The sequence below is a fragment of the Paracidovorax avenae ATCC 19860 genome, assembly GCF_000176855.2.
GTDB lineage: Bacteria > Pseudomonadota > Gammaproteobacteria > Burkholderiales > Burkholderiaceae_C > Paracidovorax > Paracidovorax avenae.
Map to the genome: position 1 here is coordinate 1,231,798 of NC_015138.1, position 17,339 is coordinate 1,249,136.

15 protein-coding genes are annotated in these 17,339 nt (G+C 70.9%); 8 read left to right on the plus strand and 7 right to left on the minus strand.

Annotated features, from left to right (window positions below):
• Positions 1–2 precede the first annotated feature (2 nt).
• From ACAV_RS05380 to ACAV_RS05390, 3 genes are read left to right on the plus strand one after another with little or no spacing between them, the layout of a single operon-like run.
• Positions 3–1,076: a glycosyltransferase family 4 protein gene (locus tag ACAV_RS05380; RefSeq protein ID WP_041828593.1), complete on the plus strand. Its 1,074-nt coding sequence runs from the start codon at positions 3–5 to the stop codon at positions 1,074–1,076.
• A complete protein-coding gene (locus tag ACAV_RS05385; protein WP_013593564.1) occupies positions 1,073–1,855 on the plus strand; it encodes a WecB/TagA/CpsF family glycosyltransferase in 783 nt (260 codons plus the stop codon). Before ACAV_RS05380 ends, ACAV_RS05385 begins: the two co-directional genes overlap by 4 nt.
• Entirely contained in the window at positions 1,852–3,138 is a 1,287-nt protein-coding gene (locus ACAV_RS05390) for an O-antigen ligase family protein (protein WP_013593565.1), read from the plus strand. The genes ACAV_RS05385 and ACAV_RS05390 overlap by 4 nt, the downstream gene beginning before the upstream one ends.
• A 14-nt stretch (positions 3,139–3,152) precedes the next feature.
• On the opposite strand, the gene ACAV_RS05395 is transcribed toward ACAV_RS05390, so the two are convergent.
• From ACAV_RS05395 to ACAV_RS05415, 5 genes are all read right to left on the minus strand, one after another.
• The gene (locus ACAV_RS05395) at positions 3,153–4,559 is read right to left on the minus strand and encodes an undecaprenyl-phosphate glucose phosphotransferase (protein WP_013593566.1); all 1,407 of its coding nucleotides are present in this window, start codon (positions 4,557–4,559) and stop codon (positions 3,153–3,155) included.
• Positions 4,560–4,785: 226 nt separating this feature from the next.
• Entirely contained in the window at positions 4,786–6,021 is a 1,236-nt protein-coding gene (locus ACAV_RS05400; protein WP_013593567.1) for a M20 family metallopeptidase, read from the minus strand.
• Positions 6,018–7,799 carry a 2-oxo-4-hydroxy-4-carboxy-5-ureidoimidazoline decarboxylase gene (uraD, locus tag ACAV_RS05405; protein WP_013593568.1) on the minus strand — a complete coding sequence of 594 codons (1,782 nt, stop codon included), beginning with the start codon at positions 7,797–7,799 and terminating at the stop codon, positions 6,018–6,020. Before uraD ends, ACAV_RS05400 begins: the two co-directional genes overlap by 4 nt.
• Complete coding sequence (gene puuE / locus ACAV_RS05410; RefSeq protein WP_013593569.1) at positions 7,796–8,764, minus strand: allantoinase PuuE; 969 nt, start codon at positions 8,762–8,764, stop codon at positions 7,796–7,798. Before puuE ends, uraD begins: the two co-directional genes overlap by 4 nt.
• Positions 8,765–8,803: 39 nt before the next feature.
• Positions 8,804–9,478, minus strand: a complete 675-nt coding sequence (locus ACAV_RS05415; RefSeq protein ID WP_013593570.1) for a GntR family transcriptional regulator — start codon at positions 9,476–9,478, stop codon at positions 8,804–8,806.
• Positions 9,479–9,608: 130 nt separating this feature from the next.
• Between ACAV_RS05415 and ACAV_RS05420 the strand changes: the two genes are divergently transcribed.
• Both ACAV_RS05420 and ACAV_RS05425 read left to right on the plus strand, forming a co-directional pair.
• Positions 9,609–10,952, plus strand: coding sequence for a glycerate kinase type-2 family protein (locus ACAV_RS05420; protein WP_013593571.1), 1,344 nt, complete (start codon positions 9,609–9,611; stop codon positions 10,950–10,952).
• A 118-nt stretch (positions 10,953–11,070) separates the two neighbouring features.
• Positions 11,071–12,027 carry an extracellular catalytic domain type 1 short-chain-length polyhydroxyalkanoate depolymerase gene (locus ACAV_RS05425; protein WP_013593572.1) on the plus strand — a complete coding sequence of 319 codons (957 nt, stop codon included), beginning with the start codon at positions 11,071–11,073 and terminating at the stop codon, positions 12,025–12,027.
• A 23-nt stretch (positions 12,028–12,050) separates the two neighbouring features.
• Here the strand turns inward: ACAV_RS05425 and ggt are convergent, their stop codons facing one another.
• Positions 12,051–13,820, minus strand: a complete 1,770-nt coding sequence (ggt, locus tag ACAV_RS05430; protein WP_013593573.1) for a gamma-glutamyltransferase — start codon at positions 13,818–13,820, stop codon at positions 12,051–12,053.
• A 230-nt stretch (positions 13,821–14,050) separates the two neighbouring features.
• Here ggt and uraH point away from each other — a divergent pair, with 230 nt between their 5' ends.
• Positions 14,051–14,401 carry a hydroxyisourate hydrolase gene (uraH, locus tag ACAV_RS05435; protein WP_013593574.1) on the plus strand — a complete coding sequence of 117 codons (351 nt, stop codon included), beginning with the start codon at positions 14,051–14,053 and terminating at the stop codon, positions 14,399–14,401.
• A 19-nt stretch (positions 14,402–14,420) separates the two neighbouring features.
• On the opposite strand, the gene ACAV_RS05440 is transcribed toward uraH, so the two are convergent.
• Positions 14,421–14,903, minus strand: a complete 483-nt coding sequence (locus ACAV_RS05440; protein WP_041828982.1) for a hypothetical protein — start codon at positions 14,901–14,903, stop codon at positions 14,421–14,423.
• A gap of 146 nt (positions 14,904–15,049) precedes the next feature.
• Between ACAV_RS05440 and xdhC the strand changes: the two genes are divergently transcribed.
• The gene (gene xdhC / locus ACAV_RS05445) at positions 15,050–15,886 is read left to right on the plus strand and encodes a xanthine dehydrogenase accessory protein XdhC (protein WP_013593576.1); all 837 of its coding nucleotides are present in this window, start codon (positions 15,050–15,052) and stop codon (positions 15,884–15,886) included.
• A gap of 213 nt (positions 15,887–16,099) precedes the next feature.
• Positions 16,100–17,317, plus strand: a complete 1,218-nt coding sequence (locus tag ACAV_RS05450) for a urate hydroxylase PuuD (protein WP_013593577.1) — start codon at positions 16,100–16,102, stop codon at positions 17,315–17,317.
• Positions 17,318–17,339 lie beyond the last annotated feature (22 nt).

Below are 17,339 nucleotides of genomic sequence, written 5' to 3' on the forward strand. Positions count from 1 at the left end.
GGATGCGGATATTGCATGTGTACAAGGATTTCGCGCCGCATGCCGGCGGCGGCGGCGTGGCTCGCCACATCCATGGACTGGCCGTTCTGGCATCGCGGGGCGGCAACGCGCTGCGGGTGGCCGCGCCGCAGGCGCAGGGCAGCAATGCCCATGGATATGTGACCGTGCAGACCGGTGCCGGCGGGTTGTGGCGCCAGGTCGGCTGGGCGGACGTGGTGCACGTGCACGGAGCGCGCGTTCCCGTCGCCGGACTGGCCGCGGCGATCGCCTGGCTGCGTGGCCGGCGCCTGGTCTACACGCCCCATTGCTACTACGACGACGATATCGGGCTGGGGAAGCGCCTGCGCAAGTGGGGCTGGGATCTGGTGGTCGAGCGCCTGCTCCTGCGGGGCGCGGACCGCGTGGTGCTCCTGTCCGGCTACTGGGTGGATTACCTTCGCCGGCGCGGCATGGCGCCGCGTCGTCCGGTGGTGCTGCCCAATGCCGTACTGGAGGCCGAACTGGTCGCGCCTCCCGGCGATGCGCCCCGGCTGGAAGGCGCTCCCGCATTGCTGTCCGTGGGGCGGCTCGATGCCGTCAAGCGCCTGCACGATGCCGTCGCCGTGCTGGCGCATCCGGGAATGGAGGCGGCGGTGCTGCATGTGGTGGGGCTGGGCCCGGACCGGGGCCGGCTGGAGGAGGTCGCCCGGTCGCTCGGGGTGGCCGCGCGCGTGCGCTTTTACGGGTTCGTCGCCGATGCCTCCGTCGCGGCGATGGCCGCGGGCGCGGACGTTTTCGTGATGCCATCGGCCGCCGAGGGCATGCCGACGGTCCTGATAGAGATGCTTTTGCTCGGGTGTCCCGTGGCGGCCAGCGACATTCCCGGCAATCGCCCGGTGCTCGAAGAGGCCGGCCTGCCGCAGGCGCTCTACCCGCTCGGCGACGTCGCGGCGCTGGCGCGGTGCATCGGGCTGCAGCGGCAGCAGCGGGTCACGGCCTCCACATCGGCGCGCATACGGGAGCGGTTCACATGGGAAGGGTTGCGCCCGCGCGTGCTCGACCTCTATGGTGCGCTTGCTCCGGAGGCCGCTCCTTGACCACCGGTTCCGTCCGACTGCGGTTTTTCGGCTGCCCGCTGGATCTCGTTCCGCCCGCGCAACTGCTGCAGCGCGCGCAGGCCGCCGCCGAGGGCGGCGAGCGTATCCGCATCGAGGGGCTCAACGTCGCCAAGCTGGTCGATGCGCGCACGCAGGGGCCGCTGCGCGCTGCGCTGGAGGAGGCCGAACTGGTCCACATCGACGGCAGTGGCATCGGCATCGGCCTGCGCTGGCTGGGCGCCGTGCCGCCGCCGCGGCGGGCAGGCATCGACCTGATGCAGGACCTGTGCGACCAGGCCGCCCGATCCGGGTCCGGGGTCTATCTCCTGGGTGCACGGCCCGCCGTGGTGGAGGCCGCCGCCGCCCGCCTGTGCGCCGCCCACCCCGGATTGCGCATGGCCGGTGCGAGGGATGGCTATTTCACCGATGCCGAGGCGCCCGGCATCGTGCGGGAGATCTGCACCTCGGGCGCGCGCTACCTCTTCATCGGTATCAGTTCACCCCGGAAGGAACTGTTCCTGCAGCGATACTGGAACGAACTGGGCGTGGCGCTCGCCATGGGCGTGGGCGGATCGTTCGACGTGCTGTCCGGGATGCTGCCGCGGGCGCCGCACTGGATGCAGCGGTTCGGGATGGAGTGGCTGTTCCGGCTGATCCAGGAGCCGCGTCGCCTGGCATGGCGCTACCTGCGCACCAATGCCGTGTTCCTGTGGCTGCTGCTGCGTGCCCGCCTGAGCCGGCGCCATCGTGCACGGGCGATCGTGCCCTGCGGACAATGACGGGGCTGGCTGTGCCATCGGGAGGTGCTGTACGGCAGCCGTCGCAGGTCCTGCTGGTAGCGGCCTGCCTGGCTGCCTATCTGCTGTTCTGCCTGCAGCAGGTGGTGGTTGCGGGCGGTGCCGGCGGCGGCCTGTCGCTGGGGTCGGTGGTCCTGCTCGGCTGCATGTCGGCAGTCTCCGCCTGGGCGCTGTGGCGGCAAGGCGTGCCCCCTTTCCTATTCAGGCCGCTGCTGGCAATCCTTGCCTGCATGGCGGTGCTGGCGGCGGCGGTGCTTGCGTCCGGACATGCGTCGCTCGCGTTCCGTTTCGCCGTGCGCTATGCCACCGCCCTGCTGGCGCTGTGGGCCATGCTCAATCTGGCCGTGGCCTGCCCGCGGTGGCCGCGTGCGGCAACGCTCGCGGCGTTGCTCGCCCTGTGGCTCAACCTGGCGCTGGGCGTGGCCGTGCTGGTGCGGTGGCCGCCGGCCCTGCGCTTCTCGCTGGCATTCCATGCGGAGGACACGTTCAAGTACCTGCCGCGCATTTCGGGCATGTACGAGCATCCGGCGCTGCTGGCCGCTTCCTCGCTGGTGGTGGCACTGCTCGTGCTGCAGTTGCATCGCCGCGGGGAGCTGGGCCGCGCGGCGCTGGCGCTGGCGCTGCTGGGCGCTGCCGCCGCGCTCGCGCTGACCCAGGTGCGCAACGCACTGCTGCCGGCCGGGCTCCTGCTGGCCTGGTGCGCCTGGCCGCATTCCGGCCTGTCGCGCCTGCATCGCCACCTGGCCACGGGGGCTCTGCTCGGTCTGGCAGCCATCGCCGGGCTGGTGCTCTGGCAGCGCTACGCCGACATGGCCAGTGCTTCGCGGGAAAACCTGCTGACCGCCGTATCGCTGGGCCGGACCTATCTCTGGGCCGGTGCGGTCGAGGCGTGGCGCGGCCATCCCTGGTTCGGGCTGGGGCCAGGGGTGTTCCAGTTCCTGGTGCCCGACTACACCGGCGGCCGCTTCCTGCGCGGTGAACTGCACGCACACAACCTGGTGCTGGCCGCCCTGTCGGAGACAGGGCTGTTCGGACTGTTGGCCGGACTGGGCCTGTTGCATGCCCTGTGGGCACCGCTCCTGCAGGCCGGTGGCGGCATGCGCCGCTGGGCGCTTGCCTGGCTCTGCCTGCTGCTCGGGATGGGGTTGTTCGATTTCTACCTGCCGTTCTATCCGTTTTCGCTGCACGCGGCGCTCGCGGTGGCAGTGCTGTATGCGATGGCGCGGAAGATGCCGCGCCGCCCGGATCCCGATCCCCCGCGGTGATCCGTCGCCCCGGTTCAGGATGCATCGCGATCGAACAGCACGATCACGCAGGTCTGGGCGATGATGCTCAGGTCCAGCCACAGCGACCAGTGCTGGATGTAGTACAGGTCGAACTCCACGCGCTTGCGCATCTTCTCCAGCGTGTCGGTTTCTCCGCGCAGCCCGTTGACCTGTGCCCAGCCGGTGATGCCCGGCTTGACGCGGTGGCGCTGCAGGTAGTTCGGAACGAGGTCCTGGTACTGCGCGCCGTGGGCGAGCGCGTGGGGGCGCGGCCCGACCATCGACATGCGGCCCTGCAGCACGTTGAAGAGCTGCGGCAGTTCGTCGAGGCTGGTGCGGCGCATGAAAGCCCCGAAGCGGGTGACCCGCGCGTCGCCGCGCGCCGTCTGGGGCGGAAATTGCCGCTCGTCGTGCACGCGCATGCTGCGGAATTTCCAGACCTCGAACGGGCGCCCATCCCATCCCTGCCGCTGCTGGCGGAAGATCACCGGGCCGGGGCCGGACAGCCTGACGCCAGCGGCCAGCAACAGCATCAACGGGCTGGCCAGCAGCAGCAGCGTTGCCGCCACCGATGTGTCGAGGCACGCCTTGAGCAGCCGGGAACTGCGCGACAGGGGGCGCACCGACAGCTCCAGCAGGGGTGTTCCCGCGAGCTCGGCCATGCCGTGGTGGATCATTCGGAAGGCGAAGATGTCCGGGATCCAGCGCACATGCACGCAATTGGCGCCGAGTTGGCGCACGCTCTCGCGTATCAAGGCCTCTTCACGCATGGGCCATGTCAACCAGACCTCGGTCACGCCATGGTCTTCGAGCCAGGAAGGCAGCACGGCCAGATCGCCCGCGTTGATCGCGGCCGGTACCGCCACCATTTCCAGTCCGGACCACGGCCCGTTGCGGATGCGCTCCGCCACCTGTGCCACGCGCTCCGTCGGCCCCAGCACGGCGATGCGCCGGGTGCCGATGCCACGGCGGTGCAGCCAGCGCAGGGCGCGGTCCAGCACCAGGCGAACACTGATCAGCCCGCAGGCGCCGAGCCCGGCCCAGTACAGGAACCACAGCCGGGAAAAACTCGGACCGGTCTTGCTCAGGAAGCTCAGGGAGGCGAGCACGCCCAGCACCATGCCCCAGCCCAGCAGCACGCGCCCCGCCATCATGGTGGGCATTGCCAGCCGCCAGCTCCGGTAGAGCGCGAGCTGCACGAAAACCAGCAGCGTCAGCAATACGCTGGCGAGCAACGCGTAGAAGTACTGCGAAGAGTCCGGAAGCTCGGCCTGGCCGGTGCGCAGTGCATAGGCCAGCAGTCCGCTGCCCAGCACCACCAGGGCGTCGGCGAGCTTGAGCGCGCCCATCGCCAGCGCCATGCCGTCGCCGATCAGATTCCGGAATCCCGTTTCAGATGACGCCCGGCGGCCAGCCTTCATGGATGGCCCTCTCTCTGCCCGCTGGTGGGGCCGCCGGTGCGGCGCTCTGCGCGCAACCGGCCCGCCGCGGTGTCCACGGGCCGGGCTTCCAGGGAGAACGCCGGGCCGATGCGGTTGCCTGAATGCCTCAGCGGCTCGATAGCCAGAATGATGTCCACTGCCCGCCGCCTCCGTTGGGGCTTAGTGTATCGAGCGCCCGGGCGGGCGGATCCCCGGAGCGCGGAATCTAGCCGGCGAGCAGGTCGTGCAGCGCCCGCGCGATCACTTTGGTGGCGCTCCGCAGGTCCTCGAGCTCCACGCGCTCGTCCGCGCGCTTGGCGTGCGATTCGAGCACGGTGCGCGGGCCGGCGCCGTAGATCACGCCCGGAATGCCGCGCTCCACGTAGAGCCGCACGTCGGTGTAGAGCGGCGTGCCCACGGCCGGCGGACGCTCGCCGAACACGGCTTCGGCATGGCGCTGGATCGCGTCCACCAGGGGGCGGTTGCCCGCCAGCGGGGTCATCGCGTTGGCCAGCAGCAGGCGGCGCACTTCCACGCGGATGCCCTCGCAGCCAGCGGCGGCCTCGTCGATCACGCGGCGGATCGCGGCTTCCACTTCCACGGGGTTTTCTTCCGGGATCATGCGGCGGTCGAGCTTGAAGACCACCTTGCCGGGCACGACGTTGGTGTTCGTGCCGCCTTCGATGCGGCCCACGTTCAGGTAGGGGTGCTTGATGCCCTCGACCTTCGACGTGACCTGCCGGTAGGCGGTGTTCTGCTGGTAGAGCGCGTTCAGGATGTGCACGGCCCCCTGCAGCGCATCGACGCCCGTGTGCGGCACGGCGGCATGGGCCATCTTGCCGTGCAAGGTCACTTCCATCTGCAGGCAGCCGTTGTGCGCGGTGACCACCTCGTAGCTGAAGCCCGCGGCGATCATCAGGTCGGGCTTCGTCAGCCCTTGCGCGAGCAGCCAGCCCGGGCCGAGCTCGCCGCCGAATTCCTCGTCGTAGGTGAAGTGCAGTTCCACCGCGCCTTTCGCGGGTGGGGCGACCGCTTCCAGCGCACGCACCGCGAAGGTGAACGAGGCGAAATCGCTCTTGCTCACCGCCGTCGCGCGGCCGTACATCTTTCCGTCGACGATCTCGGCGCCGTACGGGTCATGCGTCCAGCCTTCCCCGGGCGGCACGACGTCGCCGTGCGCGTTGAGCGCGACTGTCGGGCCGCCCGCGCCGTAGGGGCGGCGCACGATCAGGTTGGTCACCGATTCCATGCCGTAGGCGCGCACTTCGGCGTCGGGCACGGCGTGCTTCTCGGCCGCGTAGCCGAAGCCCTGCAGCAGTTCCGCGGTGCGTTCGGCGTGCGGCGCGTTGTTGCCCGGGGGCGTGTCGGTGGGCACGCGCACGAGGGCCTGCAGGAACTGCACCTCCTCGTCGAAGTGCCGATCGATCCAGGCGTCGATGTCTGCGTAGGTGCTGCTGCTCATGGGTTCTGTTCTTGGGCGAGTTGGTTCAGGAGATGGGAGAACGCCTCCACGGCGAGCTGCATGTCGTCGCTCGTGGTGCTTTCCAGGGGGTTGTGGCTGATGCCGCCGTTCTGGCCGCGCACGAACAGCATCGCCTGCGGCAGGATCTCGTGCAGCTTCATCGCGTCGTGGCCGGCACCGCTCGGCATCCGGAAAACCGGCAGCCCCGCGGCCTCGACCGCGGCTTCCCAGCGCTGCTGCCAGGCCGGTGCGCTGGGCGCGGCGCTGGCCTGCATGGAGCGCCGGGCCGTATGGCGCAGGCCGCGGCGGCCGGCGATCGCCTCCAGTTCGGCCAGCACGTCGGCGACGAGCGCATCGCGCTGCGCGTCGGTGGGTGCGCGCAGGTCCAGGCTGAATGTGCAACGGCCGGGAACCACGTTGACGGAGCCCCCGGGCACCTGCAACTGCCCGATGGTGCCCACCGAGTCGCCGTCCTGCGCGGCGCGGCGCTCCACGTAGAGCGCCAGCTCCGCCACGGCGGTGGCCGCGTCGCGCCGGCGGTCCATGGGCGTGGTGCCGGCATGGCTCGCCACGCCCAGCATCTCGCACAGGTAGCGTGCGCTGCCGTTGATGGAGGTGACGACGCCCAGCGGCAGTCCGAGTTCATTGAGCACCGGCCCCTGTTCGATGTGGACCTCCACGAAGCCCAGGTAGGCGGCCGGGTCGCGCCGCAGCTTCGGGATGTCATCGATGCACAGGCCGGCATGCTGCATGGCTTCGCGCAGGGTGACTCCGTCGGCGTCGCGCTGGTCCAGCCATTCGGGGCGGAAGTCGCCGATCAGCGCGCCGGAGCCGAGGAAGGTGGCGGCGTAGCGCTGGCCTTCCTCCTCGGCGAAGCCCACTACCTCGATGCCGAAGGGCAGGCGGCGCCCCGCGCGGTGCAGCTCGCGCACGCAGGTCATGGGCACGAAGATGCCTAAGCGCCCGTCGTACTTGCCGCCGTTGCGCACGGTGTCGTAGTGGCTGCCGGTCATGAGCCATTTCTGCCCGGCGGGAGTGGCCGCGTGGTAGCGCCCGACCACGTTGCCCACGGCATCCACCTCGACCTCGTCGAAACCGCAGTCCCGCATCCAGTGGCTGATGCGCTGCGCGCAGGCCCGGTGCGCGTCGGTCAGGTAGGTGACGGTGAGCTGGCCCTTCTCGGCAAAGCCCGGGTCGCTGTGCTGCGCGAGCTTTTCCTGCCAGTCCCAGACGTCGTTGCCCAGCACCGGCTCCACGCCGAACTTGTCGTTCAGGCGGATCTCGGCGATGCGGTGGATGTTGCGCAGCGCCTCGGCGAACTCGGCGTCCGGGTGGCTGTCCAGGCGCCGGGCGAAGGTCTCGATGATCTCCTGGCGAGGCAGGCCCGTGCCGCGCGGGCCGCGCACGGCCAGGATGAACGGGAAGCCGAAGCGCGCGTTGTAGTCGGCATTGAGCTGCTGCAGGCGCTCGAATTCCTCCGGCGTGCAGTGCGTGAGTCCCGCCCGGGACTGCTCACCGGTCGATTCGGCCGTGAGCGAGCGCGCCACCATGGCCTTGCCGGCCAGCTCGGGGTGGGCACGGATCAGGGCCAGCTGCGCCTCGCGCGGGGCCTGGTCCAGCACGCGTACCAGGGCGTGCTTGAACTGCGCGAGCGTGCGGAAGGGGCGCGCGGACAGCGCGGCCCCGGCGATCCAGGGCGAATGCTCGTACAGGCCGTCCAGCATGCGCGCGGCTTCGTCCGCGGGTGCGGCGTTGAGCTGTTCGAGGGTCAGGGTCATGGCGTCGCCTCCGGGCAGGGATGGGTCGCGGCCCAGTGGCGCGCGATGTCGATGCGGCGGCACACCCAGGCGTGCTCGTGGCGCTGGACGTGGTCGAGGAAGCGCTGCAGCGCCGTGATGCGGCCCGGGCGGCCCAGCAGGCGGCAGTGCATGCCGATGCTCATCATCTTCGGGCGGTCGTCACCACCGGGATCGCCTTCGGCATAGAGCGCGTCGAAGGTGTCCTTCATGTACTGGAAGAACGGGTCGGCGTGTGAGTAACCCTGGGGCAGCGCGAAGCGCATGTCGTTGCAGTCGAGCGTGTAGGGCACGATGAGTTGCGTGGCATCGGTGCCGTCGGTCTTCTTCACCTTCATCCAGAAGGGCAGGTCGTCGCCGTAGTAGTCGCTGTCGTAGGCGAAGCCGCCGTAGTCCGCCACCAGGCGGCGGGTGTTGGGGCTGTCGCGGCCGGTGTACCAGCCCAGCGGGCGCTCACCCGTGAGGCGCCGGATGATGTCCATGGCCTCGGCCATGTGGGCGCGCTCCACGTCCTCGGGCACGTTCTGGTAGTGGATCCACTTCAGGCCGTGGCAGGCGATGTCGTGGCCCAGCTCGGCGAAGGCGGCGGTCACTTCCGGGTGGCGCTGCAGCGCCGTCGCCACGCCGAAGACGGTGAGCGGCAGCCCGCGCCGCTCGAACTCGCGCAGCAGGCGCCAGACACCCGCGCGCGAGCCGTACTCGTAGATGCCTTCCATGCTGATGTGGCGGTCGGGGTAGCTGGCCGGGTTGAACATCTCCGAGAGGAACTGCTCGCTGCCCGCGTCGCCGTGCAGGGTGGCGTTCTCGCCGCCTTCCTCGTAGTTCAGCACGAACTGCACGGCGATGCGTGCGCCCCCGGGCCAGCGCGCGTGCGGCGGATTGCGCCCGTAGCCCACGAGGTCGCGCGGGTAGGGCAGGGTGGCGTCGTAGAGCGGCGGTGCGGTCATGGCGGTGGCGGCGTTGGGAAAAAGAGGGCTGCAGGGGGATCAGGAGAGCGCGCGGGACAGCTCGTTGGCGGGATGCGCGCGGTCGAAGGCCAGGCTGGCTTCCACGTGGCGCAGGTGTTCGTCCATCAGGCGCACGGCCAGGTCGGCATCGTGGTCGGCCAGCGCCTGCACGATGTGGCCGTGCTCCTCGTGCGAATGCGCTGCCTCGTCGGCGCTCTGGTACATGAGGGTGATGAGCGCGCAGCGGGAAATCAGCTCGCCCAGCATCTGCGCGAGCACTTCGTTGCCCATGAGCTCCGCCATGCGCACGTGGAAATCGCCGAGCAGTTCGGTGCGGCCCGGCACGTCGGCCTCGTCCACCGCCTGCTTCTCGCGCGCGACGTGTTCGCGCAGGGCGCGTACCCGGGCAGGCGTCACCTCGCGCACGAAGGCGCGCGTCATCTCGGCTTCCAGCATGCGGCGCACGGCGAACACCTGCCGGGCCTCCTCGGCCGACGGTGCCGCGACGAACGCCCCGCGCGCCGGCTCCAGCGTGACGAGCCGGTTCTGCGACAATTGGAAGAGCGCCTGCCGCACCAGCGTGCGCGATACGCCGAAGTGGTCCGCCAGCTTCTGCTCGGCCAGCTTGGCGCCCGGCAGCAGGCGGTGCTCCACGATGGCCTTGGTCAGGCTCGCGACGATGGCGCTGGTGGTGGAGGGTTCCATCCGGCCCATGATAGCGGCGGACCGGATTTTTGTATGCACTTTTTGTGCACCGAATTCGGGAACCGTCTCAGGGCATTCCCGCACCGCGGTGGTGCCGGCAGGCGAGCCACGGTACGCGAGCCTGCGACAGAATCCCCGCATGCTCCAACCCCGTCTTGCGGATGCTCCCGCGCCAGCCGCCCCCGATCCCGCCACCGAACCCGTCCGCTTCCTGCGCCATCTCTACGATGTGGCCGTCCAGGCAGCCCTGCCGTCGCAGCGCATGGCCGCGTACCTGCCGCCCCCGCCCCGGGGCCGCACGCTGGTGCTGGGCGCCGGCAAGGCCGGCGGGGCCATGGCGCACGCGCTGGAGGCGCTGTGGCCGGCGCAGGCGCCGCTGTCCGGGCTGGTGGTCACGCGTTACGGCCACGTGTCGCCGCGGCCGGACGGGGTGCCGGCGCGCATCGACATCGTGGAGGCCGCGCATCCGGTGCCCGATGCGGCGGGCGAGGCGGCGGCGCGGCGCATGCTGGAGCTGGCGCAGGGGCTCACCGCCGACGATCTCGTGGTCTGCCTGATCTCCGGCGGCGGCTCCGCGCTGCTCACGCTGCCTGCCGAGGGCCTGGCGCTGGAAGACAAGCAGCGCATCAACCGGGCCTTGCTGGAGAGCGGCGCGGGCATCGCGGACATGAACTGCGTGCGCAAGCACCTCTCGCGCATCAAGGGCGGCCGGCTGGCCGCCGCCTGCGCCCCGGCGCGGGTGGTGACGCTCGCGATCAGCGATGTGCCCGGCGACGACCCGGCGGTGATCGCCAGCGGACCCACCGTGCCGGACGACACCACCTGCGGGGACGCATTGCGCATCCTCGACCGCCACCGCATCGCGCTGCCGCCGTCCGTGCGCGCGGCGCTGGAGGCCGGCTCGCTGGAAACGCCCAAGCCCGTGGAGGGCCAGGCGCCGGACGTGCACCTCATCGCCACGCCGCGGCAGTCGCTGGAGGCGGCGGCCGCGGCGGCGCGGTCCGCAGGCCTGGCGGTGCACATCCTCTCGGACGAGATGGAAGGCGAGTCGCGCGACGTGGGCGCCGTGCATGCGGCGCTCGCCCGATCCGTGGCGCGGCACGGCGAGCCCTTCGCCCGGCCCTGCGCCATCCTCTCGGGCGGCGAGACCACGGTGACGGTGCGCGAGCGGCCACCTGGCGCTCCGCGGGGCCGGGGCGGCCGCGCCGGCGAGTTCTGCCTGGGGCTGGCCCGTGCGCTGCAGGGGCAGGAGGGGGTGTGGGCGCTGGCCGCCGACACCGACGGCATCGACGGGGTGGAGGACAACGCGGGCGCCTTCGTCGCACCCGATACGCTGGCACGCGCCGCCCGGGCAGGCCTGCGCGTGGACGACCATCTCGCGCGCAATGATGCCTACGGATTCTTCGCCGCCCTGGGCGACCTCGTGGTCACCGGGCCGACGCACACCAACGTGAACGACTTCCGCGCGCTGCTGGTGCTCTAGGGATGCAGCCACGGTGGCCATGCCGCCTGCGGCGGACAGGTACGTAGGACGGCGAGCACGCCGGGACGGGCCTAATTGCTGCACTGCAGCAGGGGTGCGCCGTCCATAGTGGGCCCGCATGAATGAATTTCCCACCATCACCGCCGGATTCATGGGGCGCGCACCCCAGGCCCCGCTGCCGGCTGCCGGGCCGGACCCCGAACAATGGATACGCGGCAAGTTCACGCACCGGGGCCGCACGCTCGCCTACTGGCTGTGCCTTCCGCCGCGTGCCGAAGGCGCGCCGCCCTGCCCGATGGTGGTCATGCTCCACGGCTGCACCCAGGATGCCGGCGATTTCGCGGCCGGCACGCAGATGCATGTCCATGCCCGCGACGCAGGGGCGGCGGTGCTGTATCCGGAACAGGCGCAATGGGACAACGCGCACCGGTGCTGGAACTGGTTCAAGCCGCAGCACCAGGGGCGGGACGGCGGCGAGCCCGCCGTGCTGGCTGCGCTGGCGCTGTCGATCGCGCACGAGCACCGGATGGACCGGTCCCGCGTGTTCGTGGCGGGGCTGTCGGCGGGCGGGGCCATGGCGGACATCCTGGCGTGCAGCTACCCCGATATCTTCGCCGCCGTGGGGGTGCATTCCGGCCTGCGGGCGGGTGCCGCGAACGATGCCATGTCGGCGCTGTCCGTGATGCGCAGCGGAAGCCCGGCGCCCGGCGGTTGCGCGGGCCGCACCCGGGCGGTGCCGACGATCGTGTTCCACGGCGATGGCGACACGACCGTGCACCCCGGCAATGCCGGAGCCGTCATCGATGCGGCAGTGAAAGCCCACGAGAGCGAAACCCTGCAGGCCACGATTTCCCGGACGACCGCGGGTGCCTCGGCGGGAGGGCGCCGGTTCACCCGGACGGTCTATGAGGACGGCACGGGACGCTGCGGCGCCGAGCTGTGGGAACTCCATGGCACGGGCCACGCGTGGTCCGGCGGCAGCGGGCAGGGCACATTCACCGACGTGGACGGCGTGGACGCCAGCGCGGAAATGCTGCGCTTCTTCCTCGCCCACCCGATGCGGCCCGTGGCCTGACGGCGGGTGGGCGCGGGCCGCGATCAGTAGCCCAGCGTGAGCCCGTCCGGGTTGCGCGGATCGGAATAGCCGAACAGCACGCCGTCCTTGCGCTGGATGGTCTGCGTGCGGCCCATGGAGGGCTTCAGGGCCAGGTTGTGGCCGCGCGACTTCAGGATGGCCAGCGTGTCCGGCGAGAAGCCGTTCTCGATGCGCAACTCGTCCGGGGTCCACTGGTGGTGGATGCGCGGGGCGGCCGCAGCCTCGGCGGGGTTCATGCCGAAGTCGATCACGTTGACCACGGTCTGCAGCACCGTGGTGATGATGCGCGCGCCGCCCGGGCTGCCGGTGACGAGCACCGGCTTGCCGTCCTTGAGCACCAGCGTGGGGGTCATGGACGAGAGGGGCCGCTTGCCGCCGGCCACCGCGTTGGCATCGCCGCCCACGAGGCCGTAGGCATTCGCCACGCCGGGCTTGGCAGCGAAATCGTCCATCTCGTTGTTGAGCAGGATGCCCGTGCCCTTGGCCACGATGCCGCTGCCGAAGTTGGTGTTCAGCGTATAGGTCACCGCCACCGCGTTGCCGGCCTTGTCCACCACCGAGAAGTGCGTGGTCTGGTCGCTCTCGTAGGGTTGCGGCTGTCCCGGCTTGATGTCCCTGGCGGGGCGCGCCTTGTTCGGGTCGATGGTTTTCGCGAGCGAGGCGGCGTAGGCCTTGGAGGTCAGCCCCTTGAGCGGGATCTTCACGAAATCCGGGTCGCCCAGGTATTCGGAGCGGTCGGCGTAGGCCAGCTTCATGCTCTCGGCCATCATGTGCAGGGTCTGGGCGCTGCCCGGGCCCCACTGGGCGAGCGGCATCGGCTCGAGCATGTTGAGCAGCTGCACGAGGTGGGCGCCGCCCGACGAGGGCGGGGGCATGGTGACCACTTCGTAGCCACGGTAGGTGCCGCGCACGGGCGTGCGCTCCACGACCTCGTAGTCGCGCAGGTCCTGCAGGCTCAGGGCGCCGGGATAGGGCGCCATCTCGGCTGCGATGCGCCGCGCGATCGGACCCTGGTAGAACGCCTTGGCGCCCTGCTGCGAGATGAGCCGCAGGGACTGGGCGAGGTCCTTCTGCACCAGCCGGTCGCCGATCTTGAGGGGCGCGTCGCCGCGCCAGAAGATCTGCCGCGTGGCGGGCCAGCGGCCCATGTTGTCGCGCTCCTGCGCCAGCGTCTTGGCCAGCGTGAGGCTCACGGGAAAGCCCTTGTCCGCCAGCGCGATCGCGGGTGCGATCACCTTCGACAGCGGCTGGGTGCCCCAGGTCTTGAGCGCATGCTCCAGGCCCGCCACCGTGCCCGGCACGCCCACGGCGTAGTGCGTGTAGAGCGACTTGCCGTCGATCACGTTGCCCTTCTCGTCCAGGTACATGTCGCGGCTCGCCTTGCGGGGTGCGATCTCGCGGAAGTCCAGCGCCACGCTCTTGCCGCTCTTCGCGTCGTACACCATCATGAAGCCGCCGCCGCCCAGGTTGCCGGCGTTGGGCAGCACCACGGCCAGCGCGAAGCCCACGCCCACGGCCGCATCGACCGCGTTGCCGCCCGCCCGCAGGATGTCCAGGCCCACCTTGGTGGCCAGTTCCTGCTCGGTGGCCACCATGCCGTTGCGCGCCACGACCGGATGGAAGACATCCATGTCCATGTCGTAGGCGCGGCCCGCAGCGCGTGCCGCCGGCGTCTGCTGGGGGGCGCCTTGCGGGGCCTGCGCGGTGTCCGCGGAAGGCGCCGATGCGCCGGGGAGGTCCGCGCAGCCCGCGATGGCCAGCAGCGCGAGCATGCTGCTTCCAGCAAGCAGCCAGGGGCGTTGGAGGCGGGGGGAAGTCATCGGTCGAAGCCCTTTCCTGTCGTTGTCATGGCTGCCGGCGCGGAATGCCGCCGGCAGGGGCGGACAGTGTAGAGCCGGTGTCCCGCAAGTCACGTCACGGTTCGTTACAGGCCCTCCCGGAACGGCCGCCCGGGCATGGAGCCTGCATACACTGGCGCATCCCGGATATCAGGAGACGCCCCATGGGCCTCAGTACGCACGTTCTCGACACCATGCACGGCTGCCCGGCCGCGGGCATGGCCGTTTCGCTCTACGACACCGCGGGCGGCCAGGCCCGGCTGCTCAAAGAGCTGGTGCTCAACCAGGACGGCCGCACGGATGCGCCGCTCTTCGACAACGCCAGCCTGCGTCCCGGCACCTACCGGCTGTCGTTCGAGGTGGGCGCGTACTTCCGTGCGCGCGGCGTGGCGCTGCCCGAGCCGAACTTCCTCGACCGCGTGAGCCTGGATTTCGGCGTGGCCCATGCAGACCAGCACTACCACGTGCCGCTGCTGGTCAGCCCCTGGAGCTACTCGACCTACCGTGGCTCCTGAACTGCGGCGCCCGCAGGCGTCAGAGCTGGCCCTCGGTCAGCGTGTCGAGCTGGAACCGGCCCGACTTGTGCCACAGCCAGGTGTCGGTGTAGGTGACGCGGCCCATCCGCTCGGGCACGGGGTAGGGTGCCGCGGCGCGCACGGTGCGCTCGATTTCCGCGATCACCTCCGGCGCGTGGCGCGGCGCGCGCATCCAGGACAGGCGGGTGACCTGCCCGTTGCGGTCGATGTCCACCTGCAGCGTGCCGATGGCGTAGAGCAGGGGCGGGAGCTTGCCCTTGTAGATGCGCGCCTGGTTCAGGCCGTAGAGGTGCGTGGCGGCGTCCTGCCGGTAGGCGCGCGGATTGGCCGCGGCCGAGGTGCGCGCCGAGCCGCGCGTGGCCGGCTCCGGGCCCTTGACGCCGCTGGATGCCTCGGCGGCGGGGGCACTGGTTTCGTCGGGCGCGGGGGCCGTCTCCGGCCCCGACTTGCAGGCGGCCACGAGGGAGGCGACGGCCGCCATCAGGCCGGCCAGCAGCCAGTGGCGTCCGGAACCGGTCGCGCCGTGGAAAGAGGGGGTGGAAGGCTTCATCGGTGGTCCGTGGCGAGCTGCTGGAAAAATGGACGGGCATGCGCCAGGCCCTGCATGGCCCAACGCGGGGGCCCGCCATGGCGTTGACGTCCCCCCTGCACGCCTTGCTCCAGGGGCTGGCCACACGGCCGGCGTGCCTGGTCGAGGTGGAGTCTATCCAGGGATCGGTGCCGCGGGAGCGCGGCGCGTGGATGGCCGTGTTCGCCGACGGGCCACTGCTGGGCACCATCGGCGGCGGCCGGCTGGAATGGGATGCCGTGCGCGAGGCGCGGGCGCGCCTGTCCGCGCCGGCGCAGGCCGCACCCCCGGTGGTTCGGTTCGCCCTGGGGCCGAGCCTGGGCCAGTGCTGCGGCGGGGTGGTCCACCTGCGCTTCACCCGCGTGGAAGCGCCGGACCGCGAGGCGCTCGCGCGGCGCCTGTCGCCCGCACGCACGCCGGTGGCGCTCTTCGGCGCGGGGCACGTGGGCCATGCGCTGGCGCGCGTGCTGGCGCCGCTGCCCTTCGCGCTCACCTGGATCGACAGCCGCGATGGCGTCTTCCCTCCGGACGCGGAGGCCGGCGGGGCGCATTGCGAGCATTCCGAGCCCGTGCATGCGGCCGTGCCGGGGCTGGCGCCGGGCTCGCGCGTGCTCATCATGAGCTTCAGCCACGCGGAGGATCTCGACGTGGTCGCCGCCTGCTTGGCCCGGCAGCGCGACCGTGCCGACCTGCCGTTCGTGGGGCTCATCGGCAGCCGCACCAAGTGGGCCACCTTCTCGCACCGCCTGCAGGCGCGGGGCTTCGGCGCGCAGGAACTGGCGCATGTCACCTGTCCCATCGGCCTGCCGGGCATCGCGGGCAAGGAGCCCGAAGTGATCGCGGTGTCGGTGGCGGCCCAACTGCTGGCCACCCTGCCGCCCGCGCCGCGCGGATGACGCCATCCGGGCTGCTCCGGTCGCGCCGGGAACGGAACCTGCATACACTCGGGCCACAGGTCGCAGCGGTGCAAGGCGATGCCGCCGCTCCCACGGGGGAGGGCGTGCATCCGGTGCGCGGCCTTCCCGCTGCTCAGAGCGCCCGCCGTGGTGAGCAGGTTGCCGCGCGGCCGCCTCCGATGCAACGGGCCGCGCGCGAAGTTGAGAGCCACCATGGAAAGCTATCTCCTCGACTGGGCCAACCTGCTGCTGCGCTGGGTCCACGTCATCACCGCCATCGCCTGGGTCGGATCGTCGTTCTATTTCGTCTTCCTCGATTCCAGCCTCACCCCGCCGGTCGATGAGGACCTCAAGCGCCAGGGCGTGAGCGGCGAACTCTGGGCGGTGCACGGCGGCGGCTTCTACCACCCGGTGAAGTTCGCGGGCGCGCCGCCGCAACTGCCGAAGCACCTGCACTGGTTCTTCTGGGAAAGCTACAGCACCTGGATCAGCGGCTTCGCGCTGTTCACCGTGTCCTACCTCTGGAGCGCCAGCACCTACCTCATCGACAAGTCGCGCATGGACTGGGCGCCGGCCACCGCCGTCATGGTCGCGCTGGCGTTCCTGGCCGTGTTCTGGCTGCTGTACGACGCGATCTGCCGCGTTTTCGGCCAGCGCAGGAACGGCGATGCCATCGTCGGCGCGCTGGTCTTCGTGCTGGTGTGTGCGGCCTCGTGGCTGGCCTGCCACTGGTTCGCGGGCCGGGCCGCCTTCCTGCTGGTGGGCGCGATGATCGCCACCAGCATGAGCGCCAACGTGTTCTTCTGGATCATTCCGGGCCAGCGCAAGGTGATCGCGCAGATGAAGGCCGGCCAGCCGGTGGACCCCATCCACGGCAAGCGCGGCAAGCAGCGCAGCGTGCACAACACCTACTTCACGCTGCCGGTGCTGTTCTGCATGCTGTCCAACCACTACAGCTTCACCTGGAGCCATCCGCAGAACTGGCTGATCCTCATCCTGATGATGTTCGCGGGCGCGTCCATCCGCCAGTTCTTCGTGATGCGCCACGGCTGGAAGCTGGGCCGCAACGCGCACCCGCTGCCCTACGCGCTGGTGGGCTGCGCCGTCATCGTCGGCACCATCGCCGGGCTGCGGCTGTCGCAGGCGCCCGCCGCGCCGGCGGCGCCCTCGTCCGCGGCCGCCGCCGCGCCCGTGGGCTACGCCCAGCTGCAGCCGGTGCTGGCGCAGCGCTGCTACATGTGCCACGGCGAGCAGGTGCAGATGAAGAACCTGCGCCTGGATTCCGCAGAATCCGTAGCGCAGCATGCCCAGGCCATCTACCAGCAGGCGGTGGTGCAAAAGCTCATGCCGATGAACAACGCCACCGGCATGACCGATGCCGAGCGCGATCTCGTGCGGCGCTGGTTCGAGGGCGGCGCGCCGGCCCGCTGACCGCTGGCGGGCGGCCCCGGCC